This window comes from Pseudomonas furukawaii (assembly GCF_002355475.1).
In the GTDB taxonomy this organism is placed as follows: Bacteria; Pseudomonadota; Gammaproteobacteria; order Pseudomonadales; family Pseudomonadaceae; genus Metapseudomonas; species Metapseudomonas furukawaii.
Genome location: NZ_AP014863.1, coordinates 26041 through 38801, shown reverse-complemented (window position 1 = coordinate 38801; position 12761 = coordinate 26041). Strand labels below are relative to the sequence as shown.

Sequence of the window (12761 nt, the reverse complement as noted above, 5' to 3'; positions counted from 1 at the left end):
GTCAGCCGACCACCACGCCAATGGCGTCATAGAAGGCCCGCTGAGACATTTTCAGGCGCTGGCGAACCATCAGCGGCAGGCTCTCCGAGGCCAGCGCTTCATCGAAGGTCAGCCGGTCCTGGAGCATGTCGCGCAGATCCTGGCCAAAGGTTTCTTTCTTCAGTTCAGGCATCTGGATGATGCCGGTGATCTTGTCCTTGTTCTCCAGGTACACCTTCATCTTCTGGAAGGGCTTTCCGTCGATCTCGATGGGGCCAAAGAAGGGGTTGAGCCAAACAACGAACTCGGGACCGCTGGGGAACTGGCTCATGATGGCCGCGAAGCCGTTTAGGGTGTCCAGGATGGCTTGGCCCCCCGTGATGAGCGTGTGAATGACCAGCTGGCGGCCCATGCTCTGGAGCAGGCCGGCTACATCGTTCTGAAGCATGTAACTGGCCAGCGGGATGAACGACGAAGCGCCGTTATCCACCACAACATCCCCCTCATGGCTCGCAATGAGTTCGATCAGGGCGTCGAAAGCACGCGGATCAATCTCATCCCCGTTCATTATTTCGATGCGTTGGACGTTGAGCGCCGCGAACCCGGTAAAGGTTGCATTCACCGGATCGGTGTCAGCGCAGAGCGGGAGATTCCCCCGCGAACCGATCTGCTGCGCGAGCATCACAGAGGCGAAGGTTTTCGCCACACCGCCTTTGCCCTGCAGAACCATATGCACTTTGTGGACTGCCATTACACAAGACTCCCTTTGTCGGGTTTGCTATCGAGTTTGAAGTTGCTGCTGCCAGTCCCTGATAAACCCGATTGAGTAGGTCGCTCACGACTGGCCGTTGGTTGCTCCTGGAGCGAAGCCGGCGCCACTTCCTGCGATGGTGGCGATGGAGCAACGGCAGGGGGCTGCGGGAGATCTGAAGACACCTCACCGCCCCTCATACCGTTCGCTCTGATATATCGAAGGAACACAGAGTAGCTTATCGCAATCTTGTCCTCCTCCAGCAGCAAGGACCAAATCTCCTTGGCGCTCCAGCCTTGGTCCAGGGCGTGCTGGATCTCCGGCTTCAACGCGAGGAAGGCGGACCGGCCACGTCCCTTCTCGGTCGCGGTTTTTTTTGCGCGCTCCGCAAGTCGCTCAGAAAGGTTTGCCATCTGAACACGTCACTTTTCTGCACCATTGATGCACCCGAGTGTATCTCGTGTGCCTCATACGACGCTAGCAGGCTGCTAACGTGCCTTTTTTATGCACTTTTCCTGCATCTTTCATCTTGATGCAGCCTAGGTGCGCTTCTGGTGCATCAGGATGGCATTTGGATGGCACCCGACCGCCCCCGGCGTTAAACTTCTTTTTCGGGCAGGATGTGTGAAGTGGGCCCACCTCGCAAGCGAGGTGGACCCATTTCACCATCCCCTTATTCGCACTACGTGCTCAACGGGGGTCCTGCTCTCCGAGGGTGAACGGCTACCGCCTATTGGGTTTGGAGCGAGCTTGAGATGACGAATGTGACCAGGAAGAACAGCCCTTTGATCAAGGTCCGGGTTCTGCCTGCAGAGAAAGAGGCAATCGAAGAGAACGCCCGAAGAGTTGGGCTTAGCACTTCGGCATATCTAAGAAACGTCGGGCTTGGGATAGAGGTGCGCGGCGTGCTGGATCAGCAGGCCGTTGTGGAGATGTCGAAGGTGAACGGTGATATCGGGCGTCTCGGCGGCCTGTTGAAGATGTGGCTGACCAACGACGAACGCTTGGCCCTCTTCAATCAGCAACAGCTCCAGGAGTCGATTGTGGAGGCCCTGGCGAAGATCAAGGTTCTCCAGGATGAACTGCTCCAGGTGGTGAAGCGGCTGTGAGTGAATCAGGAGCTAATTCAACGCCAGGAGGCGAGGGATGATCGCGAAACGAGTGCCCCGGCGCCGCGACGGTAAGAGCAGTTTCGGCTCCCTGGTTAAGTACCTGCAGGACGACCAGGGAAAGCTGGAACGGGTGGGCGATGTGTCGGTCACGAACTGCGGCAGCGAAGATCCGCAATGGGCTGTTCGGGAAATTGAGGCCGTCCAGGATCTGAACCGTCGCGCGAAGTCGGACAAGACCTACCACCTGGTTTTCAGTTTCCGGGAGGGGGAGGACATATCGCCCGAGGTGCTGAAGGAAATCGAGGGCGAGCTGTGCAAGGGGCTCGGCTATGCCGATCACCAGCGCATCAGTGTTGTGCATCGGGACACGGACAACCTGCATGTCCACGTCGCGATTAACAAGATTCACCCCCAGACGCACAACATGATTGAGCCGTACTACGACCACAAACGGCTCGGGGAGCTATGTTCCCGCATCGAACTGACCTACGGCTTGGAGCGCGACAACCACGCACCAAGCAAGTCGGCAGCTTCCTCTAAGGCGGACGATTTAGCTGCTAAATCGGAGCTGGAAACGCTGGCAGGCTGGATCCGTTCGGAGGCCCTGGAGGGAATCTCCAAGGTTGGGAGCTGGCAGGAACTGCATGGGCACCTTGCCGAGCATGGACTGCAGATCCGCAAGAAGGGGGCGGGGCTGGTCTTTGAAACCGAGGACGGCATATCCGTTCGCGCGAGCAGCGTAGATCGCGCCTGCTCGCTCAAGACCCTGGAAGGTCGGTTGGGCAGCTACGAAGAGTCCGCGCAGCGGGCCAGCTCTATCGCGAAGAAGACCTACCGCCCGCGCCCACGGCGTAGCAGCGTCGACTCCTCCCATCTCTATGCGCGGTATCAGAAGGAAAGGGATGCTGTAACCACCGGCAAGCGCAAGGGGCTGGGGCAGCTCAAGTCCGAGAAGGACAGGGCGCTGCAGGCCGTCCTGGAGGCCGGTAAGAAGAAACGCGCGGCGACCAAGCTACTGAAGGGGCTTGGGGCTGGAGCAATTAGCCGCCGGCTGCTCTACGCCCAGATCGCCAGTTCGCAGCGCGACGATCTGAAGAAGGTTCACGAAGAGTTCGCTCGCAGAAGGAAAGAGCTTCACGAGAAGAAGCCGCAGTTGAGCTTCCGCGACTGGGTGGCCGCCGCTGCCGCCAAGGGAGACCAGGAAGCCCTTGCCTATCTCCGCTCCAAGACGATCAGCGGCCTACGCGGCAACACCGTCGCGGCGAAGCAGTCCACGGCGGCTGGTCCGATTGCCGGACTACAGGTCGATGGCGTAAGCCAAGCCGGGACGATCACCTACAAAGCTCCAGGCGGAGTGATTCGGGACGACGGGAATCGCCTGCAGCTCCGCAAAGAAGCATCCGACGAAACCGTTCTTCTTGCCCTGGAGCTGGCCGCAAAGCGGCATGGCAACCGCTTAACCATCTCCGGTGACGACTTCTTTAAAGCGAAGGTGGCCCATGTCGCGGCTCGCCATTCCCTGCCGGTGGTCTTCGATGATCCGACTATTGAGAAGGCGCGTAAGGCTGCGGAATCGCTGGGCTTCGAGCAGGGGAGGGCGGCTGTTTCCTACATAGATGAACGGAACGAGAAACACGCGCGAGGCTTCGATATAATGAAGCACCGGCAATTTGCCAGTACGGATGCCGGGCCGTTGGAGTTCGCCGGCCTGCGGAATGTCGAGGGCCAGCAGCTAGCCCTGCTGAAGCGGGGGCAGGAAATGCTGGTTCTGCCAGTGAACGCTGCCACTGCAGCAAGGCTTCAGCGGCAGCGCGTGGGTCGGGAGATCCACGTATCAGCAGTCGGAGCAATTCAGGTTCAAGGATCTACAAGGAGTAGGGAATGAGTGGGGATAACCACCAGATCGGTCCACAGACCAACACGGTAAAGAAAGAGGGTAGGGCGGGGCACTTGCAGAAAGCCGCGTTGCTGACTGTCTTGCTGCTCTTGTCACTGAGCGCGGCAACGCAGCACTTCGCTTGGCTGTTCAACTACCAGGACACGCTTGGAGCTGGATTTCATCACGCCTATTGGCCGTGGATGATCCTGGTGTGGGCGGCGAAGTGGTACGACGAATTCCCTCGGGAGTTCATGTACTCCGGTTCGCTTGGGGTGCTGGTTGGATGCGGATTCGTCTTCGCCATCGTGATCTACCAAGTCTTCACCCGGCACAAGGTGAAGGCCGAGGAGAAGATGCACGGGACGGCGCGCTGGGCAGAGAAACGTGATCTGGAAGACGCCGGCTTCTTCGATAACGAAGGTGTCTACGTCGGGGGCTGGGTCGACTCCAGCGGCACTCTGCACTACCTCAGGCACGAGGGCCCGGAGCATATCCTTTGCCTTGCGCCGACTCGTTCGGGGAAGGGTGTGGGGCTGGTGATCCCGACGCTATTGTCCTGGAGACACAGCGCCGTCATCACCGACCTCAAGGGTGAGCTCTGGGCCCTGACCGCCGGTTGGCGGCAGGAACACGCGGGCAACAAGGTGCTGCGCTTTGAGCCGGCCTCAGCCACGGCTAGCGTCAAGTTCAACCCGCTGGACTATATCCGCGTGGCTACCGAGAACGAGGTTGGCGATGCCCAGAACCTTGCAACCCTGATCGTGGATCCGGACGGCAAGGGGCTGCAGGACCACTGGCAGAAGACCTCGCAGTCGCTCCTGGTGGGGTGCATCCTGCACATCATCTACAAGGCTAAACGCGAGGGCTTTGTCGCCAGCTTACCCGCCGTGGACGACATGCTGGCAGACCCCAGCCGACCCGTCAGCGAACTCTGGGAAGAGATGACGACGTACCCCCATTGGAACGGGGAAGTTCATCCCCTGGTCGCCGCCAGTGGCCGGGACATGCTGGACCGTCCGGAGCAAGAGGGCGGTTCGGTACTGTCCACGGCGAAATCGTACCTGTCCCTCTATCGGGATCCGGTGGTCCGTCGAAACGTCGAGTCGTCCGACTTCAGCATCAAAGACCTGATGCACCACGACTCGCCTGTCAGTCTCTACATCGTCACCCAGCCCAACGACAAGGACCGGCTAAAGCCGCTGATCCGGGTAGTCGTCAATATGATTATCCGGCTGTTGGCGGACAAGATGGACTTTGAGAACGGGCGCCCGGTGGCCCATTACAAGCACCGTCTGTTGATGATGCTGGACGAGTTCCCCGCGCTCGGAAAGCTGGACATCATGCAGGAGTCGTTGGCGTTCGTAGCGGGCTACGGCCTGAAGTGCTACCTGATCGTCCAGGACACCGCGCAGTTGAACGCCGCATATGGCCGCGACGAGTCGATCACATCGAACTGTCACGTCCGAATCGCCTACGCCCCCAACCGGATGGACACCGCGCAGGCCCTGTCCACCATGACCGGCGAAACCACCGTAGTGAAGGAGAGCGTCACCGAGAGCGGGAAGCGCGGAGGCAGGCTGGACAATGTTTCCCGCAGTTACCAGGAGGTGAAGCGGAACCTCCTGACTCCTGACGAGTGCCTGCGCCTGCCGGGGCCGAAGAAGGACGCCACCGGGGGCATTGTCGAAGCGGGTGACATGCTCATCTTCAGTGCAGGTCGTCCGGCGGCCTACGGCAAGCAGATCCTGTACTTCATGGATCCGGCTTTCTCGGCAAGGGCGAAAATCCCTGCGCCTGCCAAATCCGACCGTCTCCATTCAGCCCGCCCGGTAGACCTTCCAGTGATCACCGAGCAAGAGCCGGAGATCATCGTATGAAGCGCGCGGCCCTGGGCGCGCTGATCGCGGTTGCCGCGCTGCCGGTCGCGTTCATGGCAGGCCTGCGGGTCAACACCACCCACAGTCTCCCGGTCGGCTTCTATCGCGTCGTCCAGGAGCCGGTGGCACCGGGGGCCGTTGTCCTGGCCTGCCCGCCCGTTTCTGCAGCGACCAGCGCGGCCCAGCAACGCGGCTACCTCGGGGCGAGCTGGGATTGCCCCGGCAACTATCAGCGAGTCATCAAGCGCGTTGCTGGCCTGCAGGGCGCAACCGTGGAGAACGGCGCGCTCGGGTTGAGGGTGAATGGGCAGCTGCTCCCGAACAGCAAAGCAGTTGCAGCTGACAGCCGGGGAAGGGCACTACTGCCTTTCTTTGAAGCCCCGGTAACGCTCGCACCAGGGCAGGTGCTGATTGTCGGCGACACCGCCAACTCCTTTGACAGCCGCTACTTCGGCCCAATCGAACACTCTCAAATCAGGGCCGTTCTGCGGCCCGTCTGGACATGGTAAGGAAACGGAAATGGCATCGAATCTGATGATCATCGAGTCGCCCGGAAAGGCGAAGAAGCTGCGCGAGATCCTGGCAAAAGTTCGACCAGGAGAGGACTGGAAGATTGAAGCGAGCGTTGGTCATATTCGTGATCTGCCCGCCAGCGGGGATGGCGACGATCTGATCACCACAGGTGTTCGGCGCAGCTATGCCCCCGTCTACGAACTCACTGAGCGGGGGGCGAAGGTTGCGCGCGAACTGAAAAAAGCAGTCTCGACCGCCCACCAGGTTTACCTTGCAACCGACCCTGACCGCGAAGGTGAAAGCATTAGTTGGCACCTGAAGGAAGCCCTGAGGCTGTCTGATCCGATCCGGATCACGTTCAACGAAATCACTGAAACTGCTGTGCGCAAGGCGTTTGGAGAGGCGCGCTCCATTGATATGCAGTTAGTTGGCTCTCAGGAAGCCCGCCGAGTGCTGGATCGCCTTGTTGGTTACTTGGTTAGCCCGGAACTCCGGCGGCAGACCGGCGAGAACTTGACTGCCGGCCGTGTGCAGTCGGTGGCCGTGTACTTGGTCGTACTTCGCGAGCGCGAGATCCGCGCCTTCAAGATGACCGTCCATTACGGCGCATCTCTATCCTTTGCGGCGGAAGGGAAGAACACTTGGAAGGTTGAGTGGGACACCAAAGCAGGGTTCACCACGGAAGCCAGCCCCTATGTCCTCGACCGCGCCCTGGCAGAGCGGGTCGCTGCCCTGACGGCCCTTGAAGTGACTTCGTTTGAGGAATCCGAGTCCACCCGCAACCCTCCAGCGCCGTTCACCACCTCAACCATCCAGCAGGCAGCAAGCAACTCGTTGGGCTGGAAAACTGATCGAACGATGAAGGTGGCTCAGCAGCTCTATGAGCAGGGGCTTATTAGTTACCACCGCACGGACAACCCAAACGTCTCGGAAGACTCCATGCCGAAGCTGCGCGCCGCTGCCGCCGTTCTGGGTTTGGAGGTCGTGGCGACCCGGCGTCAGTTCAAGGCTAAGGACGGAGCGCAGGAAGGACACCCTGCTATCACCCCGACCTACTGGGATAAGGACGAGGCGGGGGAAACCGACGAGCAGAAAGCCCTCTACAAGTTGATTCGCGTCCGTGCGCTCGCGTCTCAGCTGCTGCCTGCAAAGTATGCGGTTCGGTCGGCTGTGCTGAAGGCCAATGAGCAGTTGGACGGGAGGGACGTGCATTTCAAAGCAACCGGCAGAACCCTAACTGACCACGGCTGGCTCAAGCTGCTAGCGGGCGACGACACCGATGATGAACGCCAGGAGGAGGCTCCCAATCCGCTCCCAGTTCTCGCAGTAGGCCAGCGGGTCGCGGCGACCTCGGGCGAGGTGCTGGAAAAGAAAACCAAAGCGCCACCGCGATTCACGGAGGCAAGTTTGGTGAAGGCGCTGGAAGCCGAAGGTATCGGACGGCCCGCAACCTACGCAGCGATCATGAAGAACATCATCGACGTGCGGGGCTATGTCGGGGAGCAGAAGCGCTTCCTGCATCCACTTCCTCCAGGAGAGCAGATCATCGAACGATTGGAAGGCCGATTTTCCTTTGTCCAGGTCGGCTTTACGCGGGAGATGGAAGAAGACTTGGATCGCATTGCGGACGGCAAGACGACCTACAAGCCGGTCATTCAGAAAATGCACGCCGTCCTGGAATCCGAACTCCAAGCTGTTCGGGGCGCCGTCCCAACTGCCCAGAAGCCCGCCTCTGAACACCTGTGCCCCCAGTGCCAGAAGCCCCTGCGCCTGATCCGTAAGAGCGCTAATGGCCCCTTCTGGGGTTGCACGGGCTATCAGGAGGGCTGTAAGGCCAGCTTTGAAGACAAGGGGGGCAAGCCCGTCCTGGCGAAGAAGCAGGCGCCGACCCCCTCAATCGAACACACCTGCCGCGCCGAGGGCTGCGGCAAGGGACTTACCCGTCGCCCAGCAAAGAAGAGGGGGACGTACTGGTGGGGATGCTCGGGCTATCCGGCTTGCAAGCAGACCTACTTCGACAAGTCGGGTAAGCCCGACTACGACGCAGCAACCAAGGAGAAAACAGCATGAACGCTACCACTCACGAAGTCGCAGTAGAGAAGCTGCGGGACGCAGAGGTTCCAGGCTTTGAGGTGGAGATGGACCCCGACGAAGCGGATCTGGTCGGGGCCTTCCAGGAGGACGCCTTGAGCGAGCAAGAGGCAAAGGACAGCACCGTGGATCTGCTGGAGGTCGGCCATGAGTGAGCGGCAACAGCGCAAGCCCTTCCACGAGGTGGTTGCAGATAACCTAATCGAACAGCTCTCCAAGGGGACGGCACCCTGGCAGCGGCCATGGGCGCCCGGCACGCCGGGAACGCAACTGCCTCACAACCCAGTCACTGGGAAACGGTACAACGGGATCAACATCCTGCAGTTGATGAGTCAGGGTCACTCCGACCCGCGCTGGATGACCTACAACCAAGCAGCAGCCCAAGGCTGGCAGGTCCGCAAGGGATCCAAGGGCACATCCGTTCAATACTGGAAGTTCACGGACGAGGTGGAGAAGACCGACGAAAAAGGGCGCCCGGTCCTGGATGACAAGGGCCAGCCGGAGAAGGAAACGGTGATGCTGGATCGTCCCCGCGTCTTCTGGGCGACCGTTTTCAATGCTGAGCAGATCGACGGCATCCCCGAACGAGTTGTCCTGGAGCCGACCTGGAACAAACACGAGCGCGCGGAGGCAATTATTCAGGCCTCTGGTGCCCAGGTGGTCCACGACCAGTCGGACAACGCTTTCTACCGGGTCAGCACGGACAAAATCCATATGCCCTCGAAAGCGCAGTTTCCCTCGGCGGATAATTACTACGCCACCAAGTTTCATGAACTGGGGCATTGGACTGGGCATCCCTCCCGCCTGGACCGCCCTGTTGGGCAGAACCCCTTCGGGTCGGAGGAGTACGCCAAGGAAGAGTTGCGTGCGGAGATCGCGAGCATGATCCTGGGTGACGAGCTGGGCCTTGGCCACGATCCCGGCCAGCACGTCGCCTACGTCAAGAGCTGGATCAAGGTGCTGCAGGATGACCCGATGGAAATATTCCGCGCTGCAGCCGACGCCGAACGTATCCAGAAATTCGTTCTCGGCTTTGAACAGCAGCAGACGCAGAACCAAGGCCAAGGGCAGGCGGAAAGTGTCGCGGCCCTGGTCGCGGAGAAGTCGCCTCTGCAGCAACTTACTGATCTGCGCGCTCGCGGTGTTGGGCTGTCGGAAGCCCTGGAACAGTCCTCGATCATGAGTGGGCCAGATTCGCGGCTCACGGAAGCTCTGCAGGAGGTTCGCGGCGCAGCCGCCTTCGCTGGCAGCGTGCCTGGAAGCGCTATCGAACTGTTGAGGGAAATGTCGGGCGAAGCGTTGGGATCCAGCGTTCTTCTGCCGCATGACTGGAATGGCGTCATCCAGCTCAAAGCCTTGGTGCAGGACGCCTCCGGCAATATCGCCTGGGCCAGCGATAGCCCTCTGGAGCCTCAGTTGTTTGGGGTGTATGTCCAACACAGTGACGGCACGCATCAGTCCCTGGCCGATTTCAACCGTCCGGCCGATGCCGTCAAGTTTGCTGACCGCCTGCTATTGATCGACGCTCACGCGCAGACGAACGTGGAAGACAGGGATAAGCGACTCGCCGGCCTGGAGCTGGCTCGTGTGGATGCCCGGTTGGAGCTTGCCCAGAGCATGGCGCTGCCCGGCTCCAACCCCGTTGAAAGCTGGGGAAACCTTCAGCAGCACGCAGCCAGTAACGGCTTGAAGGCGTCCATCGAACTGGGCGAGGGTAAGGCTCTCGCGCGTAATGAGCTGCCGGGAACCTTCCTGATCCGCTACACCGATCAGAACGACCAGCACACTGGTATTACCACCCAGCTCAACGAGGATGGCAAAGCCAAAACCTTCGTTCACGGTAAGGGCCTGCACGGTAAAGGCTACACAGCTGAGCCGGAGTGGCAGCAGCAGGCGCTTGATGAAGCGATTCAAATGCAGAAGGCCGAGCGGCAGCGACGGGAGGCAGCGATGGACCCTAAAGAGCCGGCTACCGAGAAGACCTACCTATCAGTCCCGTTCAAGGAGAAGAACGAGGCCAAGGCGCTTGGTGCGAAGTGGGATGGTAAGGCGACCTCCTGGTATGTGCCGGAAGGCCAAGACCTTGCCTTGTTCAGCAAGTGGCGACAGCCGCCTCAGCAGGACAAGGGGTCCGAACTGGAGCCGGGCCAGCCGGAACAGCCTGTCACTTCGGCCCCGGAGAAGGCAGCCCGTCAGTATCTCGCCGTCCCTTATGGGGAGCGCGAGGCGGCCAAGGCCTTGGGCGCCCGCTGGGACAAGACCGCTGGCAGCTGGTACGCGGGCGAGGGCGCTGACCCTGAGAAGCTGAAACGCTGGTCCCCAGAGGCCGTGGCGGAGCAGCAGAAGATGAGCCCCCAGGAGGAGTTTCAGCAGGCCTGTCGCGATGCCGGCCTGAAGATGGACGGACTCCCCAAGATGGATGGCCAGCGCTATCGCGTTGCCCTGGTCAACGACAAGCCGGGCGAGAAGAGTGGCGTCTACATTGGCCACCTTGATGGGCACCCGGCCGGCTTCATCCAGAACCACAAGACCGGCATCAAGCAGAACTGGAAGAGCAAGGGCTACAGCCTGACCGACGAGGAACGCGCCAAACACAATGCGGAGGCCGCCGAGAAACTGCAGGCCCGCGAACGAGAGCGGCAGGCGAAGTACGAGGAGAAGGCCGCTACGGTCAGTCGCAACCTTCGGTCGCTTGTACCGCCTACCGCCCTCACCGAGTACCAGCAGGCGAAGGGGATCGCCATCCACCAGGGGATTCTGACCGACCGAGAAGGCAAACGAACCTATGTGCCGGCCCAGGACATCGACGGCAAGGTCTGGACGATGCAGTACATCCGCGAGGATGGCAGCAAGCGATTCCCGAAGGACAGTCGGAAGGAGGGTTGTTTCCATGTTGTCGGCGGGATGGACGCGCTAGCGAAGGCGCCCGTCATCGCCGTTGGCGAGGGTTACGCAACTATGAGTACCGCGTCGGAAAGTCTCGGGTTCGCCACCGTCGCAGCCTTCGACTCCGGAAATCTCAAAAACGTCGCCGCAGCACTGCAGCAGAAGTTTCCTGGCAAGCCGGTCCTTTTCGTTGGGGACGACGACCACGCCAGTTCTCTCAAGCCCAATTCGCAAGGCATCAACGCCGGTCGTATGAAGGCGGAAGCGGCAGCGAAGGAACTGGGCGGACATGCTGTCTTCCCCACCTTTGCCCCTGGTGAGCTGGAGAAGGGTTTGAGCGACTTCAATGACATGGCCACCAAAAGTGTCCTAGGTCGAGAAGGCGCGGAGCGGCAACTGAAAGGCGCGGTATCGCACGTTCTGGGTCAGGCTCGTGAGGCAGCCCGCCAGCTCGCGCAGCAGCGGCAGCAGGAGAAGCAGCAAACAGCAGGAATGACCCGCTAAGCAGCCCTTGCGGCCGGCAGAAAAGCCCCCTCGGGGGCTTTTTTGTTGCCGGTCGGTCACGGATCCGCGTCCTCGATGTCGTCCAGGAGTGACCCTGGCGGCCGGGCCGCTGGCGGTCACATGGCCATGTCGAGCTCGCGCACCTGGTGTGACCGTGCCGGTGGATCGGCTGCAGGCGCTGGCCCCGGCGGGTGTCGGTCACAGCGATCGGCGCCGGCGGCGCACCTGGTGTGACCCCAGTCCCCTCCCCTGGCGTTCAACCGGGCCGGCGTGCCGGCAGTGGCGGCGCTGCCGCCAAACCGCCGCAGGCGGAACGCAACCCCGAGGGCGGAACGCTATCCCGACAGGTCACCCCGGGCCGTGTCCGCGGAGCTGCCGGCGTGACCGCTGCAGGGGTTACGCGCGGATCTGCAGCTGGCCGTCCAGGAGTGACCGCCTGCAGCTGCAGGCGGAACGCTACCCCGACGGTGCGGAACGCTACCCCGACAATTTGTCACCCTCCCCTATTCGGTCACGGATCCGCGTCCTCGATCCCGTCCAGGAGTGACCCTGGCCGTCGGCGCCGACGGGGCCGGTCACGCGGTCAGCTGCTGCAGGAGATCCAGGAGTGACCCCCCATCCCCGCGTGCCGCTGCAGGCGGCCCTGCAGGAGTTTCTGGTGGCGGAGTTGGGGGATGGTGGTGGCCGGTGGCCGGGAACGGTGCTGGAGGCGCTGCAGGAGGCCCTGGCGGGCGTCCTGCAGGAGTTGGCCGGGTTCGGCCAGGGCAAAGCGGGGGTACGCCAGGAGGGAGGCGCTTCCTACATGGTAGGTAACGCGAGCAGCTGATCGAGGACCACCAGGTGTGACCGAGGCATTACATGAGATGGGGGATCCCGATGGAGTCCCAGTCAGCGGCTTGCGGTAGGAAGTCGTCGACCCATGGCCACTCCACCTGGAACTGATGATCCTCGGAGGCGAATACCCCGGTGTCGGTGTCCAGGTAGTCCAGTTCCCAAACCCACTTCCTCACGCCTTCGATGGTGGCGTAGGCGCCAAAGGCGACTAGGTTCCGGTAGCCACTGGGCGGCTCAGGGCGTATCCAGCCGGTCTTGAGTTGGGGGTGTGACGGAGGGTCGGTGCGATCTACTCCGCGATACAGGTCGTTGTCCTTCTCAGTCATCTTTGATCT

At 61.2% G+C, this 12761-nt stretch carries 11 protein-coding genes; 8 read left to right on the top strand and 3 right to left on the bottom strand.

Features of this window, described 5'->3' with window-relative positions; translation table 11 throughout:
• Window position 1: 1 nt before the first annotated feature.
• Window positions 2–730: a P-loop NTPase family protein gene (locus KF707C_RS28795; protein ID WP_003454282.1), complete on the bottom strand. Its 729-nt coding sequence runs from the start codon at window positions 728–730 to the stop codon at window positions 2–4.
• A complete protein-coding gene (locus tag KF707C_RS30205) occupies window positions 730–1143 on the bottom strand; it encodes a TraK family protein (protein ID WP_051050759.1) in 414 nt (137 codons plus the stop codon). Before KF707C_RS30205 ends, KF707C_RS28795 begins: the two co-directional genes overlap by 1 nt.
• 342 nt (window positions 1144–1485) lie before the next feature.
• Between KF707C_RS30205 and traJ the strand changes: the two genes are divergently transcribed.
• The 8 genes from traJ to KF707C_RS28750 all read left to right on the top strand — a co-directional run bounded on the left by traJ (window position 1486) and on the right by KF707C_RS28750 (window position 12418).
• Entirely contained in the window at window positions 1486–1839 is a 354-nt protein-coding gene (gene traJ / locus KF707C_RS28785) for a conjugal transfer transcriptional regulator TraJ (protein ID WP_036993415.1), read from the top strand.
• Window positions 1840–1876: 37 nt separating this feature from the next.
• Window positions 1877–3727 (top strand): TraI/MobA(P) family conjugative relaxase, encoded by a 1851-nt coding sequence (traI, locus tag KF707C_RS28780; protein ID WP_003454285.1) that lies wholly within the window; start codon window positions 1877–1879, stop codon window positions 3725–3727.
• Entirely contained in the window at window positions 3724–5598 is a 1875-nt protein-coding gene (locus KF707C_RS28775; RefSeq protein ID WP_051050760.1) for a type IV secretory system conjugative DNA transfer family protein, read from the top strand. Before traI ends, KF707C_RS28775 begins: the two co-directional genes overlap by 4 nt.
• On the top strand, window positions 5595–6107 hold the full coding sequence (traF, locus tag KF707C_RS28770) for a conjugative transfer signal peptidase TraF (protein WP_036993417.1): 513 nt from the start codon (window positions 5595–5597) through the stop codon (window positions 6105–6107). The genes KF707C_RS28775 and traF overlap by 4 nt, the downstream gene beginning before the upstream one ends.
• A gap of 10 nt (window positions 6108–6117) precedes the next feature.
• Window positions 6118–8181, top strand: coding sequence for a type I DNA topoisomerase (topA, locus tag KF707C_RS28765; protein WP_003454290.1), 2064 nt, complete (start codon window positions 6118–6120; stop codon window positions 8179–8181).
• A complete protein-coding gene (locus KF707C_RS28760) occupies window positions 8178–8357 on the top strand; it encodes a hypothetical protein (protein ID WP_003454292.1) in 180 nt (59 codons plus the stop codon). Before topA ends, KF707C_RS28760 begins: the two co-directional genes overlap by 4 nt.
• Window positions 8350–11592, top strand: a complete 3243-nt coding sequence (locus KF707C_RS28755; protein WP_036993419.1) for a zincin-like metallopeptidase domain-containing protein — start codon at window positions 8350–8352, stop codon at window positions 11590–11592. The genes KF707C_RS28760 and KF707C_RS28755 overlap by 8 nt, the downstream gene beginning before the upstream one ends.
• Before the next feature lie 607 nt (window positions 11593–12199).
• Window positions 12200–12418, top strand: a complete 219-nt coding sequence (locus KF707C_RS28750; RefSeq protein WP_003451672.1) for a hypothetical protein — start codon at window positions 12200–12202, stop codon at window positions 12416–12418.
• Window positions 12419–12446: 28 nt separating this feature from the next.
• Here the strand turns inward: KF707C_RS28750 and KF707C_RS28745 are convergent, their stop codons facing one another.
• Window positions 12447–12752, bottom strand: coding sequence for a hypothetical protein (locus KF707C_RS28745; RefSeq protein ID WP_003451669.1), 306 nt, complete (start codon window positions 12750–12752; stop codon window positions 12447–12449).
• Window positions 12753–12761: the final 9 nt, after the last annotated feature.